A 23,416-nucleotide genomic window follows, 5' to 3' on the forward strand; every position below is an offset into this window, starting at 1 on the left:
CGGGGGGATCATGAGCAGCCGGCGACGCGCCTACTCCCTGGGGGTCGCGATCGACTGGTTCTTCTTCGTCTTCGCGGGGATGGCGGCGCTGTGGCTGGCCTACCTCAGCTTCACCGAGACCTTCCAGGTCGGATGGTGGGGCATCCCGTTCTTCATCGCGTTCTGGGTGCTGCTGGCGTATCTCGTGCTTCCGCGGCTGCACCGCATCCTCACCACCATCTACGTGCCCGACTACTTCATCGGTCGGACGCGCACCAGCGACGGCCTGCTCGGCGACCCCGTGAACCTGGCGTTCCTCGGCACCGGCGAGCAGATCGAGGCGGCGATGCGGGTGGCGGGCTGGACGCCCGCCGAGCCCGTGACCCTGCAGTCGTCGTGGCGGATCATCACGTCGACGCTCGCCCGGCGCAGCTACGACGAGGCTCCGGTGAGCCCGCTGTTCCTGTTCGGGCGCCAGCAGGACTTCGCCTACCAGCAGGAGGTCGACGGCAATCCCTCCCAGCGTCACCACGTGCGGTTCTGGCGCTGCCCCGACGGCTGGCTGCTGCCGGGCGGACGTCGTGTCGACTGGCTGGCGGCGGGCACCTTCGACACGAGCGTCGGGCTGTCGCTGTTCACCCTCCAGGTCACCCACCGCATCGACGCCGACACCGATGTCGAGCGCGATCACATCGTCCGGACGGTGACGGATGCCGACCCCCGCGTGGCGGTGGACGTCATCGCCGACTTCGCCACGGGCTATCACGCGCGCAACGGCGGCGGCGACAGCATCCGCACCGACGGCGACCTGCCGATCGTGGACGTCCGGGCGATCCAGGAGGTGACTTCGTGAGCGCGCCGACACCGCCGCCGGAGCACCCGCCGGCGCCGAACAAGCGCCCCGCCTTCGAGCCGCCGGGGCGGCTGCTCAAGCCCACGGGCTACGACCCCGACATGCCCCGCCCTGCGACGATCATCGCCGGCACGGCGCTCGTGCTGCTGCGCGTGGTCGCAGGAGTCGTGGTCCTCGCCAGCCTCGCGATCGGCTGGGAGGGCATCATCGCCGATCCCGACATCGTCCTCGACGGCTTCGACCCGTCCCCGGAGGGCACGCACGCGGCGCTGTGGTTCCTGCTCGCCGCCGGCGGCACCGTGCTGCTCTTGGACCTGCTGCTGGCGATCCTGGTGTACCGCGGGCACAACTGGGCGCGGGTCGTCGTCATGGTCATCGCCGTGGGCTCGATCAGCACATCCTTCTTCGCGTGGTGGGTGCAGGGGCAGGAGATCACGCTGGACAGCACCTTCGTGTCGCTGAGCCTGGACATCCTCGTCCTCCTCGCGCTGTCCAGCCGCAGCGCCGCCGCCTACGCGCGACGCAACGAGCATCGCTGGGAGCCCGTCCAGGCAGGCGTGTCGTAACCTGAGTCCCGCCGCGGGGCGCGGCGGAACCTGCGGGGAGGATGCGTGTTCGACAGTCCGCTCTCGGCGTCGGCGTACGAGGTGCTCGCGGTCGACCCCGGTGTCGACGAGGAGACCCTGCGCCGGGCGTACCGCCTGCGGCTGCGCCAGACGCATCCCGACACCGGCGGCGACGCGGCCGTGTTCATCCAGGTGCAGCGCGCGTGGGAGCTCGTCGGCACGCCCGAGGCGCGCGCGGCGTACGACCGCGGCCACGGCTTCGGCGAGGCCGCGGCGCCGGAATGGTCGGGGTGGCGTCCGCCCGCGGCGCGCACCGACACCCGGCCTCGCGCCCGCTCCTACGGGCACCCCGGCGGTTGGCGGCGCGAGCGGTACCTCACGCTCATCCGCGAGTGGGCCGGTCGCGGCGTGACCGTCGAGGATCCGTACGACCCTGCGCTCGTGCGCTCGGCGCCGGTCGGCCTCCGCCGCCTCCTCGCCGACGCGCTCGCCGAGGAGGCGACCGCGCGCATCGTGGCGGACCTGGGCATGGGCTACACCGTCTGGCACGACGTCGCCGCCGCCGGACGGGACGCCGACCCCGACGCGAAGATCGACCACATCGTGCTCGGGCCGAGCGGGCTGTACGGCGTGCTCTCGGAGGACTTCGGGGGGCCGGTGTCGATCCGGCGCGGCGAGTTCGTGGGCGACGGCGTCCCCGGCGCCCCGATCGCCGAGCTGCTCGGCCGCATGCGGGTGGTCTCGCGTGCGGCCGGCGTGCGCTTCAGCGGCGCGATCGTCGTGCTGCCCGACGAGGACGTGCTCGATCCCATCGTCGAGATCGGCAAGGTGCGCGGCGTGCGCGTGGCGGTGACCTCGCGCAGTGCGCTCAGCACCGTGCTCCGCCGCGGGATCACGGGCGCCCGCGACATCGGCGGCAACGAGGTGTTCGACTACCGCACCCGCCTGCAGCAGACGGTGCGCTTCGCGTAGGCGGCGGCTCAGGCGTCGCGCGCCTGCCGCAGCCAGCGCTCGATGCCCGCGATGTGCACCTGCGCGGTCGAGACGGCGAGCTCCATGTCGTGGTCGGCGATCGCGTCGAGGATCGCGCGGTGCTCGGCGAGGGTGCGCTCGACCGCGCCGGCCTGGGTGAGGCCGCGCCACACGCGGGCGCGCACCGTCTGGCTCGTGAGGCTCTCGAGGAGGCTCTCGAGGTAGGTGTTGCCCGCGAGCCGCGCGATCTCGCTGTGGAATCGCATGTCGTGCTCGACGAGCGACTCGATGTCGGTGTCGGGCGCCATCGCGCCGATCTCCGCGTCGAGGGCCGCGATGTCGTCGTCGTCGGCCCGCTGGGCCGCGAGCCCGGTCGCGTGCGACTCGAGCAGGCGCCGCACGGCGAAGATCTCCAGCAGCGAGTCGTCGTCGTGCAGGTCGACCACGAACGAGATGGCCTCGAGGAGGAGCTTCGGCTCGAGGCTCGTGACATACGTGCCGTCGCCGCGGCGCACGTCCAGGACGCGGATCACCTCGAGCGCCTTCACGGCCTCGCGCATGGAGCTTCGCGACAGGCCGAGCCGTTCGGCGAGGTCCTTCTCGGGAGGCAGTCGCGATCCCGGCGAGAGCTCGCCGCGGACGATCATGTCCTTGATCTTCTCGATCGCTTCGTCGGTGACGGCCACGCGTTCATCATAGACATCGGATGTCATCGCGGGCGGATGCCGCACCCCGTGCCCGTGCACGGCAGAATGGGGCACATGCGAGTCGTGGACGCACACCTCCATCTGTGGGACCCCGCGGTCCTGTCGTATGACTGGCTGGAGGGGCCGCTCCTCCGATCATTCGGGCCCGCCGAGCTCGACACGGCGATCGCCGAGGCGCCGGATGCGGCCTACGGCTTCGTGTTCGTCCAGGCGGAGTGCGCGCCGGAGCAGTCGCTCGCCGAAGTGGACTGGGTCGCGGCGCTGGCCGGCCGCGTCGGGGTCCGCGGCATCGTCGCCCGCGCCCCGCTCGAGGACCCGGAGGCGACGCGCGAGCACCTCGCCGCCTATGCCGATCGACCTCTCGTCGTCGGCGTTCGGCGACTGCTGCAGTCCGAGCCGGCGGGGTTCTCGGCGACGCCGGGGTTCCGCGAATCGGCGCGGGCCGTGGCATCCGGCGGTCTCGTCTTCGACGCGTGCGTGCGATGGACGCAGCTGCCCGACATGGTGGAGCTGGCCGACGCGGTGCCCGAGCTGACGATCGTGCTCGACCACCTCGGCAAGCCCGAAGTGGGGTCCGCCGAGGCGCCGGACCCCGCCGACGGGACACCGTGGGCGGAATCGCTGCGCGACCTCGCCCGCCGTCCCAACGTCGTGTGCAAGCTCTCGGGGCTCCCGGCCGAGGCGCAGGGCGCGTGGGCGGCCGCCCAGCTGACGCCGTTCCTCGACGTGGCGCTGGACGCCTTCGGGCCCGGCCGCCTGCTGTTCGGAAGCGACTGGCCGGTCTCGGGCCCGTACGGGCGCTGGGCCGAGACGGTCACGACGTGGCTCGACGAGCGTGTCGGCGAGCACGGCCGTCACTCCGTGCTCGCCGGCAACGCCGAACGCGTCTACCGTCTGGCGTGACCGCCCCGCGCGTGCCGTGCGCCCGGGCGTCATCGCCCGCCTTTCGCACCTCTCCGACAGGTCAACCGGGGTTCTGCAGGACGTTTCGCCTGGGTTCCCTCCTGTGGAGGCCCGGTTGACCTGTCGGGAACGCTTCAGGACTGCGCGGGGCGCAGCCGGAGTCCCGACATGCCGCCGTCCACCTCGATGAAGGTGCCGGTGGTGGAGCCGGACAGGGGGCTCACCAGGTACAGCACCGCTCCGGCGACCTCGCCCGCCGAGACGAGGCGGCCGTGCGGCTGACGCGCCTCGAGGGCGGCGCGCTCGGCGGCCGGGTCGGGCGCGCTGTCGAGCAGCCTGGCCACCCACGGCGTGTCGGCCGTGCCGGGGTTCACGGCGTTGACGCGGATGCCTTCGCGCACGTGGTCCGCGGCCATGGCGCGCGTCAGCGACAGCACGGCGCCCTTCGAGGCGCTGTACAGTGCGCGCTGCGGCAGGCCCGCCGTCGCGGCGATGGACGAGGTGTTGCAGATCGCGGCCGCGGGGGACCGGCGCAGCCACGGCAGGGCGGCGGCGGTGACGCGCGCGATGCCGGTGACGTTGATCGACAGGACGCGCGCCCACTCCTCGTCGTCGTTGGCGGCGATGTCGCCCTGCGCGCCGATGCCGGCGTTGTTGACGAGGATGTCGATGCGGCCGAACCGCTCGCCCACCTCGGCGACCGCGCGGTCGACCGCGGCGCGGTCGGACACATCGGCGGCGAAGGCGGCGAATCGGGGGTCGGCGCCCGAGGTGTCGCGGTCGAGGATCGCGACCTCGGCACCCTGATCGGCGAGCGTCGCGGCGATGGCGGCGCCGATGCCCGACGCGCCGCCGGTCACGACGGCGACCAGGCCGTCCAGCTGCGAGGCGCTCATCGGGCCGCCTCCCACGCTGTGAACTCCTGGCGCTGCGCGCCGAGGCCCTCGATCTCGATGTCGACGACGTCGCCCGGGGCGAGGTAGGGGAAGCGCCCCGACAGTGCGACGCCCTCGGGCGTGCCGGTGAGGACCAGGTCGCCGGGCTCGAGGGTCAGGAACTGCGACAGGTGCCACACGATGTGGTCGACGGGGAAGATCATGTCGGCGGTCGACGAGTCCTGGCGCGGCTCGCCGTTGACGCGGCTGCGCAGGCGGAGCGCCTGCGGGTCGACCTCGTCGGGGGTGACCAGCCACGGCCCGGTCGGGTTGAAGCCGGGCGCGCACTTGCCCTTGGACCACTGCCCGCCCGACACCTCGAGCTGGAAGGTCCGCTCCGACACGTCGTTCGCGGCGACGAAGCCGGCGATGTGCGCCGCGGCGTCGGCGGCCGAGTCGAGGTAGGCGGCGCGGCGCCCGATCACGATGCCGAGCTCGACCTCCCAGTCGGTCTTCTCGCTGCCGCGCGGGATCGTGACGGGGTCGTACGGGCCGACCACCGTGTTGGGGGTCTTGAGGAACATCACCGGCATGCTCGGCGGGGCGGAGCCGGACTCGGCTGCGTGCGCGGCGTAGTTCATGCCGATGCACACGACGGCGCTCGGCCGGGCGATCGGGGCGCCGACACGCAGGGCGTCTGCGCCCGCCAGCACCGGGAGCCGCCCCTCGGCGATCGCCGCGGACGTGCGGCCGACGGGGTCGTCGGCGAGGAATCGGCCGTCGACATCGGATGTGAGCGGGCGCAGATCGAGGTGACGGTCGCCGTCGAGGACGACGGGGATCTCGCTTCCAGGCTCGCCGAGGCGCGCGAACTTCATTGCTCTCCTGAACTCTCGTGCGGGGCGGCGTCCGTGCCGTCGTGGTCCGCGGGGCGTGATTGACAGTATAGACATCCGATGTTTACACTGCGAGCGGTCCGTAACAGCGGATCCAGACATTCAGGAGCCGCCCCGTGAGCCGCATCGTCGCCTTCGAGACGACCGATATCCGCTTCCCGACGTCGCTGAGCCTCGACGGCTCCGACGCCATGAACCCCGACCCCGACTACTCCGCCGCCTACCTGCGGGTGGTGACGGATGCCGCCGACGACGTCTCCGGTCACGCCTTCGTCTTCACGATCGGCCGGGGCAACGACGTGCAGGTCGCGGCGCTCGACGCGCTCGCCGCGCATCTGGTCGGACGCGAGCTGGAGCCTCTCCTCGACGACATGGGCGCGACGAACCGCGAGCTCATCGGCGACTCGCAGCTGCGCTGGCTCGGCCCGGAGAAGGGCGTCATGCACATGGCGATCGGCGCGGTGGTCAACGCGCTGTGGGACATCAAGGCCAAGCGCGCGGGGCTGCCGCTGTGGCAGCTGCTGTCGAGGATGTCGCCGGAGGAGATCGTCGGACTGGTCGACTTCCGCTACCTCACCAACGCCCTCACGCCCGAGGACGCGCTCGCCATCCTCCGTGCCGCCGAGCCCGGCCGGGCGCAGCGCGAGCAGGAGCTCCTGGCGACCGGCTACCCGGCCTACACGACGAGCCCCGGCTGGCTCGGCTACTCCGACGAGAAGCTGGCCCGGCTGTGCCGCGAGGCGATCGCGGACGGCTTCGGGCAGATCAAGCTCAAGGTGGGCGCGGACCTGCAGGACGACATCCGCCGCTTCCGGGTCGCCCGCGAGGTCTGCGGGCCGGACTTCCCGATCGCCATCGACGCCAACCAGCGGTGGGAGGTGTCCGAGGCCATCGCGTGGGTGAACGCGCTCGCCGAGTTCCGGCCGGCCTGGATCGAGGAGCCCACGAGCCCCGACGACGTGATCGGCCACGCGGAGATCGCCCGCGGCGTCGCCCCGATCCGCGTCGCCACCGGCGAGCACGCCCAGAACCGGGTCATCTTCAAGCAGCTGCTGCAGGCCGAGGCGCTGTCGGTCATGCAGATCGACGCCGTCCGCGTGGCAGGTGTCAACGAGAACATCGCCAACCTGCTGCTGGCGGCGAAGTTCGGTGTGCCGGTGTGCCCGCACGCCGGCGGCGTGGGACTGTGCGAGGCGGTGCAGCACCTGTCGATGTTCGACTTCGTCGCCGTCAGCGGCACCCGCGACGGCCGCATGATCGAGTACGTCGACCACCTGCACGAGCACTTCGTCGTGCCGACCGACATCCGCGGGGGCGCGTACATGGCCCCGCTCGCACCCGGCGCCGGCATGGAGATGAAGGCCGAGAGCCGCGCGGCCTACGAGTGGGAGGTCGCCCGTGCGGCCGTCTGAGTCCCGGGTGCCGGCGCTGCCCCGCCTCGGCTACGGTGCGGCGAACATCGGCAACCTGTTCCGCGAGGTCACCGACGATCAGGCGTGGGCGATCCTCGACGCGGCGTGGGAGAGCGGCATCCGCTACTACGACACCGCGCCCCACTACGGCCTGGGGCTCTCGGAGCGCCGCCTCGGCGCGTTCCTGCGGACGAAGCCCCGGGACGAGTTCGTCCTCTCGACCAAGGCGGGACGGCTGCTGCGTCCCAACCCGGACGACGACGGCGGGCTCGACCTCGCCAACGACTTCCACGTGCCGACAACCGTCCGCCGCGAGTGGGACTTCTCAGCGGACGGCATCCGCGCGAGCCTCGACGAGTCGCTCGAGCGGCTCGGACTGGACCGCGTCGACATCCTCTACCTGCACGATCCCGAGCGGCATGACCTCCAGCTGGCGCTGCGCGAGGGGTTCCCCGCCCTCGAGCAGCTGCGCGGCGACGGCGCCGTCGCCGCGATCGGCATCGGCTCGATGGTCGCCGACGCGCTGGCGGCTGCGGTCGAGCAGGCCGATCTCGACGTCATCATGATCGCCGGCAGGTACACGCTGCTGGAGCAGCCCGCGGCCGACGCGGTGCTGCCGGCCTGTCACGACCGCGGGACCGGCGTGGTGGCGGCATCCGTCTTCAACTCCGGCCTGCTCGCGAAGGAAGAGCCGAGCCGGGACGACCGGTACGAGTACGGACGGATGCCGGACGCGCTGTGGGACCGGCTCCAGCGCCTCCTCGCCGTGTGCCGGGCGCACGGCGTCGCCCTCCCCGCCGCGGCGGTGCAGTTCCCGCTCCGCGACCCGGCGGTGCGCTCGGTCGTCGTCGGCGGGAGCCGCCCGGAGCAGCTGCGGCGCAACGCCGAGCTGATGGAGGTCGGCATACCCGCGGGCCTGTGGGAGGATCTGGCCGCCGAAGGACTCATCCGCTGACGAAAGGACCCCTCATGCTCGAGGGCATCGACCCCCTGCTCACCGGCGAGCTTCTGCTGCACCTGGACCGCATGGGTCACTCCGATGCGATCGTGGTCGCCGACGCGCACTTCCCGGCGTGGGCGGTGGGCACCCGCGTCGTCGACCTCCCCGGCACGACGACGCCGCAGGTCGTCGCGGCGGTGCGCACGGTGCTCCCGCTCGACGACGCGCCGGCGCTCGACCTCATGGCGTCGGCCGACGGCGAGGTGCTCGACGTGCAGCGCGAGCTCGCCGCGGCCGCCGGCACCGACGCCCCGCGCTACGTCGACCGGTTCGACTACTACGAGCTGGCGAAGAAGGCCTACGTCGTCGTGCGCACGGGTGAGACGCGCAAGTACGGCAACGCCCTGCTGCGCAAGGGTGTCGTGGGACATCTCTCCGCCTGAGCGGCGGCACCCGGCCGATGCCAGCCGGCGGCTCGGCGCTGTCGTCAGTCGTTCAGCCCGAACAGATCCAGCGGGTGAGTGAGGCGCCACCACGGCGACGGGTCTGGCACTTCCTCCGCCAGGCGCAGATCCACCGTCGCGTCGTCGAGCGGGCCGGTCACGGTGAGCGAGCCCACCACGTCACCCTCGTCGCGGGCGTCGCCGAGGTCGTAGGTGGTCGCGACCGCGCCCGTGCCGCCGTTCCACAGCACCACCGACGCGTCGCCGGCCGTGAGGACGTCGACGTCGTCGCCCCAGCGCGTCTCGACGATGCCGGCGACGGTCCCCGCCGTCACCGAGGGCTTCAGCTGCAGCTCCTGCTCGAGCTGGGAGTAGATCGCACGCGAGGCGGCGAGCCGGGACTCGTCGTCCGGCTGGCCCAGCACCGAGGCGTACAGGCGCACCGTCGTGTCGCCGATCGCGACGTCCTTGGCCGACAGCAGGTTCCACTCGTCGAGCGTGCCGGTCTTGATCCCCACGACCCCCGGGTCCGCCAGCAGCTCGTTGGTGTTCTCGACGAGGCCCGCGCCCGGCAGCTCGGTCGACTGCTTGGCGACGATCTCCGCGATGACCGGGTGGGCGAGGGCCTTCTGCGCGAGGGTGATGAGAGCCTCGGGTGAGGCGCTGTTGCGCGGATCCATCCCGGTGGGCTCGACGACCTGGACGCCCGTCACGCCGTGCGCGGCCAGCCACTCGGTCGCCGCCGCCGCGTAGACGGCGTCGGACGGCCACAGGTTCTGCGCCAGGCGATCGGCGTAGTTGTTCGCCGAGCCGATGAGCATGCCCTCGAGCATCTGGTACTCGGTGAGGCTGCCGCCCACGGGCACGTCGAGCGCCGACTCGCCGCGGGCGCGGTACTGCCAGTACCGGTAGTTGTCGGAGGCGCTGAAGCGGAACTCGGGGCCGGTCTCGCCGAGCGCGAGCGGCATCTCGTCGAGGACGACCAGGGCGGTCACGACCTTCGTGATGCTCGCGATGGCGGACGGGTCGGGCGACGACGTGAGCAGACCCGGGATGCCGCCGACCGCGGCCGCCGCGCTGCCCTGGGCGGGCCAGACCGGCACCGCCGCGGGTGCCGCCTCAGGCTGCACCTCGATCGCGGTGACCGTCGGCGCGACCGCGTGCAGGGGCCACAGCAGCGTCGTCGCGGAGTACGCGCCGACCAGGCCGGCGATCACCAGCGTCGGCACCAGCACCCCGGGACGCAGCGGCGACTGGCGCGGCGGGTCGGCGAGCAGGCTCGGCTCGACGGCGACGTACGGCGTCGACGCGGCCACGAGGTCGCCCGGGGTCGAGCCCGCGGCGAGCGTCGTGTCATCGACCCACGCAAGCGCGGTCCGCCCTCCCGTCGCGGTCGCGGTCGCGGCCTCGGCGGAGACCGGGTCGCCCGTCGGCGGGCCCGGCTCGGTGGCCGCGGGGGGTTCGCTCGGCTGAGCGGCCGCGGCGGGTCCGCTCGGCTGAGCGGCCGCGGCGGCTTCGCTCGACTCGACAGCGGCGACGGCGCCCCCGAGGGGAGGGGTCAGCGTGGTCCCGGGCGGCTCGAAGACGGGCACCGTCGGCGCCGCGACGGCCGTGGCGCCGCCGAGGGGCACGGTCGCGATCGTCGCGGGCACGAGCGGGACCTCGTCGGGCGCCGTGTGAGTTCCGGGGTGCGACGAATCGGCCGCGCCGCCGGTGGGCATGGTCAGCGTCCCGCTGTCGGCCGGATCCTCGGGGGACCCGCCCGGCACGGCCCTCGACCGCGTCCGATGCGCACGGCGCGTCGGTGCGGGAACGTCATCGGGGGTCACGCACCCCAAAATACCCGTCATGGCGGCGGTATACTCGCCATACGACCACGGGAGTCCGGTGAGCCGGGCTGAGAGGAAGCGAACCACGCTTCGACCGTCGAACCTGATCCGGATCATGCCGGCGCAGGGAGGAGTTCACATGCACGCATCCACGTCCGCATCCACCCCCGTTGCGGCCACCTCGGCGACCACCCGCAGTCTGCGGTGGCGCGTCGTCGACATCGTCGTCGCCGCGGTCCTCGGCGTCGCCATCGGCCTCGTCTTCTGGGCCTGGAACACCGTCGGCTACGCCTGGTTCACCGCGATGGACGGGCTCACACCCGGCCTCGGCGGCCTGGCGGTCGGCATCTGGCTGATCGGCGGTGTCATCGGCGGCCTCGTCATCCGCAAGCCAGGTGCGGCGCTGCTCGTCGAAGTGATCGCGGCGATCGTCTCGATGCTCATCGGCAACGTGTGGGGGGTCTCCACGCTCCTGTCGGGGCTCGTCCAGGGACTCGGGGCGGAGCTCGTCTTCGCACTCTTCCTCTACCGGCGCTTCACGCTGCCGGTCGCGATGCTGGCCGGTGTCGGCGCCGCGGTCGGGGCGTGGGTGTTCGAGCTGTTCTACGGCAGCTCGCCGAACATCCTCAAGACGCTCGAGTTCAACACGATCTACCTGATCTCGCTCATCGTCTCGGGCGCGCTGCTGGCCGGGCTCGTCGGCTGGCTCGCGGTGCGGGCGCTCGCCGCGACCGGCGCGCTCAGCCGCTTCGCCGCCGGACGCGAAGCGCGCCGCGAGGTCTGACGATGCCGGGCACCCGTCCCGGCCGCATCACCGCGGCGGGCTGGGGGTGGCGCTACGCCGGGCGGCGCGCGCCGGCGGTGCGCGACGTCGCTTTCGCGATCGAGCCGGGTGAGCGCGTGCTGCTGCTCGGCGCCTCGGGTGCGGGCAAGTCGACGCTGCTGGCCGGAATGGCGGGACTCCTCGGGGGCGCCGACGAGGGCGACGAGACCGGCTCGCTGCTCATCGACGGCGAGCGTGCCGAAGCGCACCGCGGGCGGGTCGGCCTGGTGCTCCAGGACCCCGACTCCGGTGTCGTGCTGGCCAAGGTGGGCGACGATGTGGCGTTCGGGCCCGAGAACCTCGGGGTGCCGGCGGCCGAGATCCCGGCGCGCGTGACCGAGGCGCTCGACGCGGTGGGCCTGCGCGTCCCGCACGACCGGCCCACCAAGGCGCTCTCCGGCGGTCAGAAGCAGCGCCTCGCGCTGGCCGGGGTGCTCGCGATGCGCCCGGGCGTGCTCCTGCTGGACGAGCCGACGGCGAACCTCGACCCCGACGGGGTGCGCGAGGTGCGCGCCAGCGTCGAGCGGGTGCTGGCCGAGACGGGCGCCACGCTCGTGGTGATCGAGCACCGCACCGCGGTGTGGGCCGATCTCATGGACCGCGTCATCGTGGTCGGCGCGGACGGCGGACTCCTCGCCGACGGCACCCCGGCCGACGTGTTCGCCCGTCACGGCGCGGACCTCGCGGCCGCGGGGGTCTGGGTGCCGGGGATGCCCGTCGACCTGCCCGTGCTGCCCGCCGCTCAGCCCGACGCGGCGGCGGCGCTGGCGGCATCCGCTCTCTCCCTCTCGCGGGACGGGCGGTCGATCGTGCGCGCCGGGCTCGACCTGACCGTGCCCCGTGGCGCGGCGACCGCCATCACCGGGCCCAACGGGGCCGGCAAGTCCACGCTCGCCCTCACCCTCGCAGGGCTGCTGCCCGAGGCGGCGGGGGAGGTCGTCGCGGCCCCCGAGCTGGCGGGGCGGTCGGGGCGCCGCCCGTCGCGCTGGACGTCGCGAGAGCTGCTCACCCGCATCGGCACGGTGTTCCAGGAGCCCGAGCACCAGTTCCTCGCCTCGTCGGTGCGCGACGAGCTCGCCATCGGCCCGCGCTCGCGCGGCGTCGACGCGGCGGCCGTCGCCGTGATCGTCGACGAGCTGCTCGAGCGGCTGCACCTCGCCCCGCTCGCCGCGGCGAACCCGTTCACGCTGTCGGGCGGGCAGAAGCGCCGGCTGTCGGTCGCCACCGTGCTCGCCGACGCGCCGCCGGTCATCGTGCTCGACGAGCCCACCTTCGGGCAGGACCGCCGCGGCTGGATCGAGCTCGTGCAGCTGCTGCAGTCCGAGATCGCCGCCGGCACGACGGTCGTCGCCGTCACCCATGACGAGGACGTGCTGCGCCACCTCGGCGGCCATCGCATCGAGCTCGGCGCCCCCGTCCCGGCAGGGGCTCGGCCGTGACCGTGGTCGAGGCGCGCGAGGGCGTCCCGGAGGCGACCGCCGAGGCGCGCGCGTGGCTGGACGGCGTCAACCCGGTCACCCGGATCGTGCTCGCGCTGCTGCTGTCGGTGCCGCTCCTCGCCTCGATCGACGTCACCAGCTCGCTCGTCGCGATCGCGCTGCAGCTCGTCTGCATCCCGCTCACCGGCCTCGCCGTCGTGACCGTGCTGATGCGGATGCTGCCGGTCCTGGTCTTCGCGCCGGTCGCGGGGGTGAGCATGCTGCTGTACGCCGAGCCCGGGGGGACCGTCCACTGGTCGTTCTGGTACGCGACGATCAGCGACGACTCGATCGCCCTCGCCGTCGCGGTGTGCCTGCGGGTGCTCGCGCTGGCGCTGCCCACCATCCTCCTCTTCGGGCGCACCGACCCCACCGAGCTCGCCGACGCGCTCGCCCAGGTGGCGAAGCTGCCGAGCCGGTTCGTGCTCGGCGTGCTGGCCGGCACCCGCACGCTGGGGCTCTTCCTCGACGACTGGCGCAGCATGCAGCTGGCGCGCCGCGCGCGCGGAGTCGGCGACACCGGTGCCGTCCGCCGCTTCCTCTCCATGGCGTTCGTGCTGCTGGTGTTCGCCGTCCGCCGCGGCACGAAGCTCGCGATGGCGATGGAGGCACGCGGTTTCGGGTCCGGCATCCCGCGCACGTGGTCGCGCCCGTCGCGCCTGCACGCACGGGACGCCGTGGCGCTGGCGGGCGGTGTGGCGATCATGGCCGCGGCGATCGGCGCCGCGGTGGCCGTCGGCACCTTCCGCTTCGTGTGGTCCTGACACCCGGTCGGCGGCGAGCATCCGACCGGGCGGCCCGCCGCGTCAGTCCGCGGCGACGAGCCTCTCGTACGCCGGCTGCAGCGCCGGGAAGTAGTCGTCCCACCTGACCTCGTCGGGATCCAGGCCCGCCTGCGCCGCCACCAGCCGGTCCAGGTAGTACTCCCAGCCCGGGCCGATCGACCCCACGTCCTCACTGGGATTCAGGCGCTGCCCGAAGGTGAGCACGGTGTCTCCTGGCACGTCCTCCGCGAGCTCGAACCACAGGTGCCACGAGCCGCTGCCCTGCGACGTGTCGCCGGAGAACCGCCGCGGGCGATCGCACTCGAGGATCGTGTACTCCTCCGGCTCCGGCTCCTGTCCCTCCGCGGTCATGTAGAAGGTCACGCGGCCGGACGCCGGATCGCCCTCCCAGCGCCCGATCCAGCGCTCGAGGCGCTCGGACTCGGTCAGCTCCCGCCACACCGCGTCGGCGGTCGCCCGGAACCGCCGAAGGATGACGAGGTTCGGGTGTCCGTCGATCTTGCAGACGGTGCCGGTGATTTCGGTCATGTCGCGTTCCAGAGGTCTCGGTAGTACGACAGGCGCTCGCGGTCGGGGGCGACCCCGTACGCCTCGATGAGGGCGTCTTCCCATCCCTCGCCATAGTTCCACGCCGTCGACATCGACGCCACGGCGATGTCCGCCCAGCGGTCGGCGACCCCCAGCGTCCCCAGGTCGACGTGGGCGACCCACCGGCCGTCGTCGCCGATGAGCGTGTTGGGGCAGCACGCGTCGCCGTGGCACACGACGAGACGGTCGACCGGCGGCGGCTCGCGCAGCGCATCGGGCACGCGGATGCCGCGCCCCGCCGCATTCGCGATGCGCCCGGCGACACCCCAGTCGAACGGACAGTCCGCGACCGGCAGCGCGTCGTGCAGGGCCCGGAGGCCCTCGCCGACCGCCCGGACGGCGGTCGCGGGATCAGCGACCCAGCGAGGGTCGACGGCTGAGAGACCGGGGAGTGCGGTCGTCACCAACCACTCGTGCGTGTCGTCGCCGCCGACCTCGAGCACGCGCGGCACGGCGATGCGGGCGACGGCCCAGTCGAGCCGCTCGGCCTCGCCGGCGAAGGACGATTCGGCGTTGCGCGGGCCGTGTTTGATGTACCGGCCGTCGTCGGTGCGGAAGGTCACCCCGCCGTAGTCGTTGCGCCACACCGGCACGATGCGGGTCCCGCCCGCGAGCAGGCGCACGCGCGGCGGCACGACGACGTCTTCGCCCGGGATCGACACCCTCCCATCCTGCCGGGTCAGGCCTCGAGGACCTCCCTGGTCAGGCCCCGAGGACCTCCCGCAGGATGAGCGCGTGGTTGTGGGACTCGTCGGCGACGGCGTGCAGCAGCGTCACGACCGGGTGGGCGGCCAGCTCCGCGCGCAGCGACGCGACGGCCGTGCGCGTGGGGCCGTCGAGCTCGGCGCGGTAGGCGGTCTCGAAGTCCGCCCACGACAGGTCGCCGTGGTGGAACTCCCCGCGCAGGTCCGTCGAGGGCGCCACCTCCTTCGCCCACAGGTCGAGGGCGGCGCGCTCCTTCGTCAGCCCGCGCGGCCAGAGCCTGTCCACCAGCACGCGGAACCCGTCGTCCGGGTCGGGGTCCTCGTACACGCGCTTGAGCCGGATCTCCACCCGTCCAGTCAACCCCGCCCGCCGCGGCCGCGCCACCGCGCGGCGTGACCGATCGGCGGTCGCACGACTAGCCTGGGGGCGGCGGCCTCCCAGCGTCGCGGCTGATACTCAGTCCCGCGTATGCTGGTACGCGGTTTCGCGACATTCCAGACTTCGAAGGAGAATCCATGGATCTGACGGATGCCTCGGCCCTCGTCACCGGCGGCGCGAGCGGGCTGGGCCTCGCCACCGCACGGCGCCTCGCCGCGGCGGGCGCCCTCGTCACGATCGTGGACCTCCCCACCTCCGCCGGGGCCGGCGTCGCCGCCGAGCTCGGCGGGTCGTTCGCCCCCGCCGATGTCACCGACCCGGAGCAGGTCGCGGCCGCGGTGACGACGGCGGCGGCATCCGCTCCGCTGCGGGTGGTGGTCAACTGCGCCGGCATCGCGCCGCCGGCAAAGGTGCTCGACCGCGAGGGCCGCCCGACGCCGCTGGACGCGTTCGAGCGGATCGTGCGCGTCAACCTCGTCGGCACCTACAACGTCATCGCCCAGGCATCCGCCGTCATGGCCAGGACCGATCCCACCGCGGACGGCGATCGCGGCGTCATCGTCAGCACGGCGAGCGTCGCGGCGTTCGACGGACAGATCGGTCAGCCCGCGTACTCGGCGTCGAAGGGCGGCGTGCACGCGATGACCCTGCCGATCGCGCGCGAGCTCGCGCGGTACGGCATCCGCGTCGTCACGATCGCCCCCGGCATCATGGAGACCCCCATGCTCGCCTCGCTGCCCCAGGCCGCGCAGGACTCCCTCGGCGAGCAGGTGCCGTATCCGAACCGCCTCGGCAGGCCGGACGAGTACGCGCGTCTGGTGATGTCGATCGTCGACAACGGCTACCTCAACGGCGAGACCATCCGCCTCGACGGCGCCATCCGCATGGCGCCGAAGTAAGGAGACCGCATGAGCGACTCGATCCTCGTCACCCGCGACGGCGCCCTGGCGCGCGTGACGTTCAACAGGCCCGCATTCCTCAACGCCATGGGCTTCGAGATGGGCGGCCGCTGGCGCGACGTGGCGCACGAGCTCACGTCCGACGACTCGGTCGGAGCCATCATCCTGGATGCCGCCGGCCCGGCCTTCTGCGCCGGCGGCGACGTGCTCGAGATGGCGACGTCGGGGGCCTCCGGTGCCGACGTCACGGCAGCCGCGCACACGATCCACGACGGCATCCGCACCTTCGCCGAATCCTCCACGCCGATCGTCGCCGCCGTGCAGGGCGCGGTCGCCGGCGGGGGCCTCGGGCTCATGCTGACGGCGGACTACATCGTCGCGTCCGACCAGGCGAAGTTCGTCAGCAAGTACGCCAACATCGGCCTGACGCCCGACCTGGGGGTCTCGACGCTGCTGCCGGCCGCCGTCGGCCAGCGTCGTGCCCTGCAGCTGCTGCTGCAGGACCTCACGATCGACGCGGCCACCGCGCTGGACTGGGGCCTGGTCACCGAGGTCGTGCCCGCAGGCGAGGTCGCGGCGCGGGCCGAGGCGGTCGCCCGGTTCTGGCTCGACGGCGCGACCGGTGCGTTCGGGCAGGCCAAGCGTCTCGTGCGCACCGGAGCCGGACGATCCTTCGCCGACAACCTGGACGACGAGGCGGCCGCGATCGGCGCCCGCTTCGACACCGACGAGTCGAAGGCCCGCGTCGCCGCCTTCGCCGCGGCATCCGCCAAATCCCGCCCCTGACCCCACCCCGCCCCAGACCCCACCCGCCCCCGACTCGCCCCCGCCCAAACACCGTCGAGATACCGCGACCTCGCCGAACGACCACGTCATCGACGCCGACAACGTGGTAGCTCGCCGAGAACACACGATCTCGACGGAAGTGCGACCCGAAAGGACCCCGAGATGAGCGACAAGCCCCTCGCCGGCAAGACCATCCTGATGTCCGGCGGCAGCCGCGGCATCGGGCTCGCCATCGCCCTGCGCGCCGCCCGCGACGGCGCGAACGTGGCACTCCTGGCCAAGACCGACACCCCGCACCCCAAGCTGGAGGGCACCGTGCACTCGGCCGCGGAGCAGATCCGTGAGGCGGGCGGTCAGGCGCTGCCGATCGTCGGCGACGTCCGCAACGACGACGACGTCACCGAGGCGGTGCTCAAGACACAGGGGGAGTTCGGCGGCATCGACATCGTCGTGAACAACGCCTCGGTCATCGACCTGTCCCGCTCGCTCGATCTCGACGCGAAGAAGTACGACCTCATGCAGGACGTGAACGTCCGCGGCACCTTCATGCTGTCGAGGGCCGCGGTGCCGATCCTGAAGGATGCCGCCAACCCGCACATCCTGTCGCTCTCGCCGCCCCTCAACCTGTCGCCGAAGTGGCTGGGCGGGCACACCGGCTACACGCTGGCGAAGTACGGGATGACCATGGCGACGCTGGGGCTCGCGGCCGAGTTCGCCGACGCGGGCATCGCCGCGAACACGCTGTGGCCGCGCACCACGATCGCCACGGCCGCCGTCAAGTTCGCCCTGGGCGGCGACCGCATGATGAAGGTGAGCCGGACCCCCGAGATCTACGCCGACGCCGCGTACGAGATCTTCACCAAGCCGTCGCGGTCGTTCACCGGCCAGACGCTCATCGTCGAGGACGTGCTCGAGGCGGCCGGCGTGACCGACTTCTCCGGCTACGCCGCCGTCCCGGGAACCCCCGACTCGGAGCTCTTCCCCGACATCTTCCTGGATTGACCCCGGGTCGGCCCGCACCGCCTTTCCGGGCCGACCGGGCCGACGTAGGGTGGCTCCATGGCGGTACGGAGCCTGTTCCCGATCCTGCTCGCGCGAGACCTTCCGGGCCTCGTGAGGTTCTACGAGACCGCGCTCGGCGCCTCGGTGCCCTACCGCTTCGCCGGCGGGGACGAGGACGACTACGTCTCGCTCCAGATCGGCGAGGTGTCGCTGGGCATCGGCCGCGACCTCGACGCGCTGCCGCCCTCGGTCGGCGACCGGGTCGCGCTGTGGTTCTACGTGGACGACGTCGATGCGACCTATGCGGCCTGGCTCGCGGCCGGCGGTCGTGCGGAGCAGCCGCCCGCCGACATGGCGTGGGGCGAGCGCGTCGCGCAGGTGCGGGACCCCGCCGGCAACCTCGTCAACCTCGGCGCCGAGCCGCCCGAGGCGCCGCCCGAGCCGCCCGCAGCGCCGCCGGCGTGACGCGATCGGTCAGATGAGACCCAGGCGCCGGAAGGCGTTGGCGATCCCGTCGTCGAGCACGTCGGTGGTGACGAAGTCGGCGAGGGCCTTGAGCTCGGGGTGGGCGTTGCCCATCGCGACCGCGACGCCGCACACCTGGAACATCTCGACGTCGTTCCAGCTGTCGCCGACGGCGACGGCGTCGGCGGCGTCGATGCCGAGGCGGTCCAGCAGCAGCTCGATCGCGGAGCCCTTGGTCGTGTCGCGCTCGTTGATCTCGCCGTTCGAGCCGCCCGGCAGCGGCATGCTGCCCGGCACCACGAGGAACCGGTCCCCGAGGTCGGCGCGCAGCTGCTCGAGGCCGTCCTCGTGGTCGCTGACGAACACCGCCTTGTCGATGCGGCCGAGGTCGGCCTCCTCGATCGGCGGGAAGGTGCGCTGGGCCAGCCCCACCAGCGAGTCCTCCGGGCGCACCTCGCCGCCCGCGGCCTCGCGGGCCTCCAGTGCCGCGGCATAGTCGCGCATGAGCTCGGCCATGTCATCGCTGGCGTAGACGCCGTCGCGGGTCTGGAGGAAGAAGCGGATGCCGCGGCTGCGCATCGCCGCCAGCAGGCGCTCCGTCGCCTGGCGCGGGAGCGGGCGGTCGATGACGACCTCGTCGCCGGAGACGACCAGGGCGCCGGAGTTCGTCACCGCGCCGTCGAAGCCGATCTCGGCGACATTCGGGTGGATGTCGGCGGCGGAGCGCCCGGTGCTGAGGTAGACGAGGTGCCCGGCCGCGCGGGCGGCGCGCACGGCGTCGCCGGTCGAGGGGGCGACATACGATCCGTGCTCGAGGATCGTGCCGTCGACATCGAGGAAGATGATCCGCCGCCGGTGGGGACGCGTCGCGTCGGCGGCCGTTGAGCCTGTCGGAGTGGTCATCAGTGCTCGTTCCCGGTGAGGAGGAGGATGCCGCCGAGGCCGATCATGAGGCCGCCGCCGGTCGCGGACAGCCGCGCGATCCGCTTCGGCGATCGCCCGAACCAGCCGCGGGCGCCCGCGGCGATCAGCGCCCAGATCGCGTCGGAGACGAGCGCGATCGCGAAGAACACCAGGCCGAGCACGATCATCTGCAGCGGCACGGAGCCCGTCGAGAGGTCGACGAACTGGGGGAGCACCGCGACGAAGAACGCGATGGTCTTGGGGTTCGTCACGCCCACCACGAAGCCCTCGCCCAGCTGACGCCACGCCGAGCGGGGCAGGACGCCGCCGTCGGCCTCCGCCGCCGCCCGGTCGCGGTGCCGGATCGCCTGGATGCCGAGGTACACCAGGTACAGCGCGCCGGCGATCTTGAGGATCGTGAACAGCACGACCGACTGCGCCACGATGCCGCCCACGCCCAGCGCGACGAGTGCGATGACCGGCAGCAGCCCGAGGGCGTTGCCGAGCACGCTCAGCAGGCCGCCCACGCGCCCGAGCGCGAGTGCGCGCCCGATCGTGAAGAGCACGCTCGGGCCCGGAATCACGATCAGCACCAGCGCGGCGAGCGTGAAGGCGAGCAGGTTCTCGAGGGGGACCACGGTGCACACCCTAGCCTTCTCCGCCGGGCGGTTCAGAGCCGCTTGCGCAGGAACACCTGCTCGGTGCCGTCGTCGCCCTGGACGCGCTCGGTCTCGACGTAGCCCTCGCGCTCGTACAGGCGCAGGTTCGCCTCGCTGAGCGACCCGGTGAACAGCTCGGCCTCGGTCGCGCCCGCTTCCGCCCCGCGACGCTCGACGGCGGCCAGCAGCGTCGTGCCGATGCCTTCGCCGGCCCGGTCCGGCGCGATCGCGATGCGCCCGACGAGCAGCAGTGACCCGTCCAGGCGTGCCCGCACGGCGCCCACCATGCGGGGCCCGTCCAGCGCGACGCACCCGATGTTCTCGTGCAGCTCGGACTCGACCTCCTCGAGGGTCTGCGTCAGCGGCGGCATCTCGGGCGTCCCGTAGATCAGCGCCTCCTGCACGAACGCGGCGCGCTGGAGCGTCATCACCTCGCCGGCGTCGTCGGGGCGGATGGGGCGCACGGTCAGATCGTCCATGCGGCCACGCTAGCCAGGCGCTGCGCCGGCGTGCGGGGGATTGACGGCGTCATCGGGCATCGGGCATCGGGCATCGGCATCCGTCCAGGCGTCGTCGCCTACCCTGGAACCCATGACCGAGCCCTCCCCCGTCCGCGCCACGAAGCCGAAGCAGGTGCGCCCGGCGACCGAGGGGTGGACCCAGAAGAAGGATGCCGAGGGGCGGCCGCTCCTGCAGTTCGCCAGTCCCAAGCGCGGCAAGCCCCCGGTGCACATGGCCGATCTCACTCCCGAGGAGCGGGTCGCCAAGGTGAAGGAGCTCGGGATGCCGGGCTTCCGCGCGAAGCAGCTCGAGAAGCACTACTTCCAGCACTGGACCCACGACCCGGCCGACATGACCGACCTGCCGGCCGAGGGCCGCGACGAATTCGTGCACGGCATGGTGCCCTCCCTCCTCACCGAGGTGCGGCGCCTCGAGACCGATCGCGGCGACACGATCAAGTTCCTGTGGAAGCTGCACGACGGCGCGCTCGTCGAGTCGGTGCTCATGCGCTACCCGGGCCGCATCACGCTGTGCGTCTCGAGCCAGGCCGGGTGCGGCATGAACTGTCCGTTCTGCGCGACCGGGCAGGCGGGCCTCACCCGCAACATGTCGGCGGCCGAGATCGTCGAGCAGATCGTGCGCGCCAACCGCCTCATCGCCGAGGGTGGACTCGGCGGCAAGAAGAAGACCGATCACTCCGCCGAACGAGTGTCGAACATCGTGTTCATGGGCATGGGCGAGCCGCTGGCGAACTACGCGCGGGTGATGCAGGCGGTGCGTGTCATGACCGACAAGCAGCACGGCCTCGGCATGAGCGCTCGCGGCATCACCGTGTCGACGGTCGGACTCGTGCCCGCGATCACGAAGCTCGCGAACGAGGACATCCCGGTGACCTTCGCGCTCTCGCTGCACGCGCCCGACGACAAGCTCCGCGACGAGCTGATCCCCGTCAACTCCCGCTGGAAGGTCGACGAGGCCCTCGACGCCGCCCGTGCGTACTTCGACAAGACCGGACGACGCGTCTCGATCGAGTACGCGCTCATCAAGGACATGAACGACCACGCGTGGCGCGCCGACCTCCTGGCCGAGAAGCTCAACGCCCGCGGGCGCGGCTGGGTGCACGTGAACCCGATCCCGCTCAACCCGACCCCCGGCTCCATCTGGACGGCGTCCGAGGTGCCGGTGCAGAACGAGTTCGTGCGGCGGCTCAACGACGCGGGCATCCCGACCACTCTCCGCGACACCCGCGGCAAGGAGATCGACGGCGCCTGCGGCCAGCTGGTCGCCACCGAGGAGGACGCCGCGGTCGCCGCGGTTACCCCGCTCGAGGTGTGACGGATTCCGGATGCCGCGGGCCGCGGCATCCGCTCGACGACGAGGGTCTTCCACCTGGCGTCCAGGTTGCGTTGTCTAGGGTGTCCGGATGTCTTTCTCCGCTCACCGGCCGGGCCGATTCGGCTCCGACGGCCGCATCGAGTTCGACGCGCCGGCCGATCAGGCCGAGGAGCTGTACCTCGACGACGTCCGCGCCGCGCACGCCGCCGGCGCGCGTGAGGACGGCGGGCGCGAGGACGGCGGAGGCCCGGACGACCCGTTCCCCGAGACGCGCCTGCTCGAGGACTCCTTCGCGATGAGCCCGACCGAGCCCGTCGCGGTCGAGGCCCCGCGGACCACGCCGGAGCGTCAGCCGGCCGTCGGCGAGTGGGGCGCCGTGGACGAGCCTGCGCCCGAGGGGACGCCCGCACCGCCGGAGCCTGAGGCGCCGGAGCCGGCGGCGGCCGAAGGAGCCGAACCGGCGGCGGAGGCATCCGTCCCCGTCACCCGCTCCCCGCGTGCGCAGCGCCGCCGCGAGCGGACCTCCGCCGCGCGACGCCTCGCCGTGCTCGGCGGCGCGGAGGGCTCGGTGCTCGACGAGGTGCCCACCGAGACGCCCCGCTTCGTGCAGATGTTCTTCGTGCTCGCCGGGACGGCGCTGGTCTCGGCCATCTCGATGTACTTCGCGCTCGTGACCGGGGTGCGGATCGCCGCCTTCGTCGCCGTGCCGCTCGCACTGGTGTGGGCGCTCATCATCTTCAACCTCGACCGCTTCCTCACCTCGACGATGCGCTCGACGCACAACGTGTGGCGGCTGATCGGGCTCGCGATCCCTCGTGTGATCATGGCGGCGGTGATCGGCATCGTCGTGGCCGAGCCCCTCGTGCTGCAGATCTTCCAGAACGACATCGCACGCGAGGTGAACGCGACCAACATCACGCAGGCGCAGTCGGATCAGGATGCCGTCACCTCGGGCCCGGAGAGGCAGGCGCTCGACGCCGCGAGCGAGCGGGTCGCCGCGTTGGAGAGCCAGGCGGCGACCGGCGTCGTCGACGGCGCCGAGACGACGACCGCGTCCGCCGCGGCGGCGCAGGCGTCCGTCGACGACCTCACCGCCAAGCTCGCCGAGCAGCAGCAGGTGATCGACCAGGCGCGGGCGATCTACCAGTGCGAGATCAACGGCCAGGGCGCCGGCGAGGTCGAGGGCTGCAGCGGCGTCGCCGGCGAGGGGGCGAGCTCCGAGGCCGCCGAGGCGCAGCTGGCCGCCGCGCAGGCCTCCTACGACGACCTCGCCGCGAAGCTGCGGTCGGCCCAGGCCGACCTCGCCGACGCCCAGGCGTCGGGCACGGCCGCCGCGAGCGCGTCGGAGGAGCAGAACAAGCAGCAGGCGCGTGACGAGCTGCCGGCTGCCCGCGAGCAGTACCAGGCGGCGCTCGCCGCGTACGACGCCCGGGCGGCGGAGATCGCGAGCGGCAACGCCGGCGCGGTCGGCCTGCTGAGCCAGATCGGCGCCCTGGAGCGGCTGGGGGAGCGCGAGCCGACGCTGAAGTGGGCGCACCTGCTCATCGCCGTGCTGTTCTTCATGATCGAGCTGCTGCCCGTGATCGTGAAGGTGCTCACGAGCTACGGCGACCCGTCGCTGTACGAGAAGGCCGACGCGCTGCGCCGGCAGGTGGCCCTCGACCGGGTCACGGCGCGCAGCTGGCGCGAGCGAGCCGGCATCGCGCAGGGCGCGGAGGCCTGAGCGCCGCCGCG

General features: G+C 72.8%; 26 protein-coding genes and 1 riboswitch. Of the genes, 16 read left to right on the forward strand and 10 right to left on the reverse strand.

Annotation, left to right across the window (positions count from 1 at the left end; all coding sequences use genetic code 11):
- The first annotated feature begins 10 nt into the window (after positions 1 to 10).
- The 3 genes from ACZBH1_RS08400 to ACZBH1_RS08410 are packed head-to-tail and all read left to right on the forward strand — an operon-like array spanning position 11 to position 2,370.
- A complete protein-coding gene (locus tag ACZBH1_RS08400) occupies positions 11 to 832 on the forward strand; it encodes an LssY C-terminal domain-containing protein (protein ID WP_463646120.1) in 822 nt (273 codons plus the stop codon).
- Complete coding sequence (locus ACZBH1_RS08405) at positions 829 to 1,398, forward strand: hypothetical protein (protein WP_463646121.1); 570 nt, start codon at positions 829 to 831, stop codon at positions 1,396 to 1,398. Before ACZBH1_RS08400 ends, ACZBH1_RS08405 begins: the two co-directional genes overlap by 4 nt.
- Before the next feature lie 45 nt (positions 1,399 to 1,443).
- Positions 1,444 to 2,370, forward strand: coding sequence for a DnaJ domain-containing protein (locus tag ACZBH1_RS08410; RefSeq protein WP_463646122.1), 927 nt, complete (start codon positions 1,444 to 1,446; stop codon positions 2,368 to 2,370).
- A gap of 8 nt (positions 2,371 to 2,378) precedes the next feature.
- Here ACZBH1_RS08410 and ACZBH1_RS08415 read toward each other — a convergent pair whose 3' ends face one another.
- On the reverse strand, positions 2,379 to 3,056 hold the full coding sequence (locus tag ACZBH1_RS08415) for a FadR/GntR family transcriptional regulator (RefSeq protein ID WP_336394382.1): 678 nt from the start codon (positions 3,054 to 3,056) through the stop codon (positions 2,379 to 2,381).
- A 75-nt stretch (positions 3,057 to 3,131) separates the two neighbouring features.
- On the opposite strand from ACZBH1_RS08415, the gene ACZBH1_RS08420 reads away from it, so the two are divergent.
- On the forward strand, positions 3,132 to 3,980 hold the full coding sequence (locus ACZBH1_RS08420; protein WP_463646123.1) for an amidohydrolase family protein: 849 nt from the start codon (positions 3,132 to 3,134) through the stop codon (positions 3,978 to 3,980).
- A gap of 134 nt (positions 3,981 to 4,114) precedes the next feature.
- Here ACZBH1_RS08420 and ACZBH1_RS08425 read toward each other — a convergent pair whose 3' ends face one another.
- Complete coding sequence (locus tag ACZBH1_RS08425; RefSeq protein ID WP_336394384.1) at positions 4,115 to 4,876, reverse strand: SDR family NAD(P)-dependent oxidoreductase; 762 nt, start codon at positions 4,874 to 4,876, stop codon at positions 4,115 to 4,117.
- Positions 4,873 to 5,733 carry a fumarylacetoacetate hydrolase family protein gene (locus ACZBH1_RS08430; RefSeq protein WP_336394385.1) on the reverse strand — a complete coding sequence of 287 codons (861 nt, stop codon included), beginning with the start codon at positions 5,731 to 5,733 and terminating at the stop codon, positions 4,873 to 4,875. Before ACZBH1_RS08430 ends, ACZBH1_RS08425 begins: the two co-directional genes overlap by 4 nt.
- A gap of 134 nt (positions 5,734 to 5,867) precedes the next feature.
- Between ACZBH1_RS08430 and ACZBH1_RS08435 the strand changes: the two genes are divergently transcribed.
- The 3 genes from ACZBH1_RS08435 to ACZBH1_RS08445 are packed head-to-tail and all read left to right on the forward strand — an operon-like array spanning position 5,868 to position 8,546.
- A complete protein-coding gene (locus ACZBH1_RS08435) occupies positions 5,868 to 7,163 on the forward strand; it encodes an enolase C-terminal domain-like protein (protein ID WP_336394386.1) in 1,296 nt (431 codons plus the stop codon).
- A gap of 7 nt (positions 7,164 to 7,170) precedes the next feature.
- A complete protein-coding gene (locus ACZBH1_RS08440; RefSeq protein ID WP_452323547.1) occupies positions 7,171 to 8,118 on the forward strand; it encodes an aldo/keto reductase in 948 nt (315 codons plus the stop codon).
- Between the two features lie 14 nt (positions 8,119 to 8,132).
- A complete protein-coding gene (locus ACZBH1_RS08445) occupies positions 8,133 to 8,546 on the forward strand; it encodes an RbsD/FucU family protein (protein WP_463646124.1) in 414 nt (137 codons plus the stop codon).
- Between the two features lie 44 nt (positions 8,547 to 8,590).
- On the opposite strand, the gene ACZBH1_RS08450 is transcribed toward ACZBH1_RS08445, so the two are convergent.
- Positions 8,591 to 10,375, reverse strand: coding sequence for a D-alanyl-D-alanine carboxypeptidase family protein (locus ACZBH1_RS08450; RefSeq protein ID WP_463646125.1), 1,785 nt, complete (start codon positions 10,373 to 10,375; stop codon positions 8,591 to 8,593).
- A 37-nt stretch (positions 10,376 to 10,412) separates the two neighbouring features.
- A riboswitch (TPP riboswitch) is annotated at positions 10,413 to 10,524 on the forward strand.
- Between ACZBH1_RS08450 and ACZBH1_RS08455 the strand changes: the two genes are divergently transcribed.
- The 3 genes from ACZBH1_RS08455 to ACZBH1_RS08465 all read left to right on the forward strand — a co-directional run bounded on the left by ACZBH1_RS08455 (position 10,515) and on the right by ACZBH1_RS08465 (position 13,440).
- Complete coding sequence (locus tag ACZBH1_RS08455) at positions 10,515 to 11,159, forward strand: ECF transporter S component (RefSeq protein WP_452323544.1); 645 nt, start codon at positions 10,515 to 10,517, stop codon at positions 11,157 to 11,159. (Overlaps the previous riboswitch by 10 nt.)
- Before the next feature lie 2 nt (positions 11,160 to 11,161).
- Entirely contained in the window at positions 11,162 to 12,637 is a 1,476-nt protein-coding gene (locus tag ACZBH1_RS08460; RefSeq protein ID WP_463646126.1) for an ABC transporter ATP-binding protein, read from the forward strand.
- A gap of 2 nt (positions 12,638 to 12,639) precedes the next feature.
- Positions 12,640 to 13,440 carry an energy-coupling factor transporter transmembrane component T family protein gene (locus ACZBH1_RS08465; protein WP_463646670.1) on the forward strand — a complete coding sequence of 267 codons (801 nt, stop codon included), beginning with the start codon at positions 12,640 to 12,642 and terminating at the stop codon, positions 13,438 to 13,440.
- 42 nt (positions 13,441 to 13,482) lie between these two features.
- On the opposite strand, the gene ACZBH1_RS08470 is transcribed toward ACZBH1_RS08465, so the two are convergent.
- From ACZBH1_RS08470 to ACZBH1_RS08480, 3 genes are read right to left on the reverse strand one after another with little or no spacing between them, the layout of a single operon-like run.
- Positions 13,483 to 13,989 (reverse strand): SRPBCC family protein, encoded by a 507-nt coding sequence (locus ACZBH1_RS08470; protein WP_378878595.1) that lies wholly within the window; start codon positions 13,987 to 13,989, stop codon positions 13,483 to 13,485.
- On the reverse strand, positions 13,986 to 14,711 hold the full coding sequence (locus ACZBH1_RS08475) for a phosphotransferase (RefSeq protein WP_463646127.1): 726 nt from the start codon (positions 14,709 to 14,711) through the stop codon (positions 13,986 to 13,988). Before ACZBH1_RS08475 ends, ACZBH1_RS08470 begins: the two co-directional genes overlap by 4 nt.
- 40 nt (positions 14,712 to 14,751) lie before the next feature.
- Positions 14,752 to 15,102: a DUF488 domain-containing protein gene (locus ACZBH1_RS08480; protein WP_463646128.1), complete on the reverse strand. Its 351-nt coding sequence runs from the start codon at positions 15,100 to 15,102 to the stop codon at positions 14,752 to 14,754.
- Positions 15,103 to 15,269: 167 nt separating this feature from the next.
- Between ACZBH1_RS08480 and ACZBH1_RS08485 the strand changes: the two genes are divergently transcribed.
- From ACZBH1_RS08485 to ACZBH1_RS08500, 4 genes are all read left to right on the forward strand, one after another.
- Complete coding sequence (locus tag ACZBH1_RS08485; protein ID WP_336394396.1) at positions 15,270 to 16,031, forward strand: SDR family NAD(P)-dependent oxidoreductase; 762 nt, start codon at positions 15,270 to 15,272, stop codon at positions 16,029 to 16,031.
- Between the two features lie 9 nt (positions 16,032 to 16,040).
- Complete coding sequence (locus ACZBH1_RS08490) at positions 16,041 to 16,817, forward strand: enoyl-CoA hydratase/isomerase family protein (protein WP_336394397.1); 777 nt, start codon at positions 16,041 to 16,043, stop codon at positions 16,815 to 16,817.
- Between the two features lie 162 nt (positions 16,818 to 16,979).
- Entirely contained in the window at positions 16,980 to 17,819 is an 840-nt protein-coding gene (locus ACZBH1_RS08495) for an SDR family oxidoreductase (RefSeq protein ID WP_463646129.1), read from the forward strand.
- A gap of 57 nt (positions 17,820 to 17,876) precedes the next feature.
- Positions 17,877 to 18,284: a VOC family protein gene (locus ACZBH1_RS08500; protein WP_463646130.1), complete on the forward strand. Its 408-nt coding sequence runs from the start codon at positions 17,877 to 17,879 to the stop codon at positions 18,282 to 18,284.
- 9 nt (positions 18,285 to 18,293) lie between these two features.
- Here ACZBH1_RS08500 and ACZBH1_RS08505 read toward each other — a convergent pair whose 3' ends face one another.
- Genes ACZBH1_RS08505 through ACZBH1_RS08515 form a run of 3 tightly spaced genes read right to left on the reverse strand, consistent with a single transcriptional unit; the run spans position 18,294 to position 20,325 of the window.
- Positions 18,294 to 19,187, reverse strand: coding sequence for a Cof-type HAD-IIB family hydrolase (locus ACZBH1_RS08505; RefSeq protein ID WP_463646131.1), 894 nt, complete (start codon positions 19,185 to 19,187; stop codon positions 18,294 to 18,296).
- Positions 19,187 to 19,825: a LysE family translocator gene (locus tag ACZBH1_RS08510; protein ID WP_378880183.1), complete on the reverse strand. Its 639-nt coding sequence runs from the start codon at positions 19,823 to 19,825 to the stop codon at positions 19,187 to 19,189. The genes ACZBH1_RS08505 and ACZBH1_RS08510 overlap by 1 nt, the downstream gene beginning before the upstream one ends.
- A 32-nt stretch (positions 19,826 to 19,857) precedes the next feature.
- Positions 19,858 to 20,325: a GNAT family N-acetyltransferase gene (locus tag ACZBH1_RS08515; RefSeq protein ID WP_336394402.1), complete on the reverse strand. Its 468-nt coding sequence runs from the start codon at positions 20,323 to 20,325 to the stop codon at positions 19,858 to 19,860.
- Between the two features lie 112 nt (positions 20,326 to 20,437).
- Between ACZBH1_RS08515 and rlmN the strand changes: the two genes are divergently transcribed.
- Positions 20,438 to 21,682, forward strand: coding sequence for a dual-specificity RNA methyltransferase RlmN (gene rlmN / locus ACZBH1_RS08520; RefSeq protein ID WP_463646132.1), 1,245 nt, complete (start codon positions 20,438 to 20,440; stop codon positions 21,680 to 21,682).
- Positions 21,683 to 21,770: 88 nt separating this feature from the next.
- Positions 21,771 to 23,405, forward strand: coding sequence for a DUF4407 domain-containing protein (locus ACZBH1_RS08525; protein WP_463646133.1), 1,635 nt, complete (start codon positions 21,771 to 21,773; stop codon positions 23,403 to 23,405).
- The last annotated feature ends 11 nt before the right edge of the window (positions 23,406 to 23,416 follow it).

The sequence above is a fragment of the Microbacterium sp. ZXT2-5 genome (genome assembly GCF_055329545.1).

Coding starts and splice junctions, on each gene's coding strand:
- ACZBH1_RS08400 (WP_463646120.1), top strand. CDS start 11: ATGAGCAGCCGGCGACGCGCCTACTCCCTGGGGGTCGCGATCGACTGG.
- ACZBH1_RS08420 (WP_463646123.1), top strand. CDS start 3,132: ATGCGAGTCGTGGACGCACACCTCCATCTGTGGGACCCCGCGGTCCTG.
- ACZBH1_RS08425 (WP_336394384.1), bottom strand. CDS start 4,876: ATGAGCGCCTCGCAGCTGGACGGCCTGGTCGCCGTCGTGACCGGCGGC.
- ACZBH1_RS08430 (WP_336394385.1), bottom strand. CDS start 5,733: ATGAAGTTCGCGCGCCTCGGCGAGCCTGGAAGCGAGATCCCCGTCGTC.
- ACZBH1_RS08445 (WP_463646124.1), top strand. CDS start 8,133: ATGCTCGAGGGCATCGACCCCCTGCTCACCGGCGAGCTTCTGCTGCAC.
- ACZBH1_RS08455 (WP_452323544.1), top strand. CDS start 10,515: ATGCACGCATCCACGTCCGCATCCACCCCCGTTGCGGCCACCTCGGCG.
- ACZBH1_RS08460 (WP_463646126.1), top strand. CDS start 11,162: ATGCCGGGCACCCGTCCCGGCCGCATCACCGCGGCGGGCTGGGGGTGG.
- ACZBH1_RS08470 (WP_378878595.1), bottom strand. CDS start 13,989: ATGACCGAAATCACCGGCACCGTCTGCAAGATCGACGGACACCCGAAC.
- ACZBH1_RS08485 (WP_336394396.1), top strand. CDS start 15,270: ATGGATCTGACGGATGCCTCGGCCCTCGTCACCGGCGGCGCGAGCGGG.
- ACZBH1_RS08490 (WP_336394397.1), top strand. CDS start 16,041: ATGAGCGACTCGATCCTCGTCACCCGCGACGGCGCCCTGGCGCGCGTG.
- ACZBH1_RS08495 (WP_463646129.1), top strand. CDS start 16,980: ATGAGCGACAAGCCCCTCGCCGGCAAGACCATCCTGATGTCCGGCGGC.
- ACZBH1_RS08500 (WP_463646130.1), top strand. CDS start 17,877: ATGGCGGTACGGAGCCTGTTCCCGATCCTGCTCGCGCGAGACCTTCCG.
- ACZBH1_RS08505 (WP_463646131.1), bottom strand. CDS start 19,187: ATGACCACTCCGACAGGCTCAACGGCCGCCGACGCGACGCGTCCCCAC.
- ACZBH1_RS08515 (WP_336394402.1), bottom strand. CDS start 20,325: ATGGACGATCTGACCGTGCGCCCCATCCGCCCCGACGACGCCGGCGAG.
- rlmN (WP_463646132.1), top strand. CDS start 20,438: ATGACCGAGCCCTCCCCCGTCCGCGCCACGAAGCCGAAGCAGGTGCGC.
- ACZBH1_RS08525 (WP_463646133.1), top strand. CDS start 21,771: ATGTCTTTCTCCGCTCACCGGCCGGGCCGATTCGGCTCCGACGGCCGC.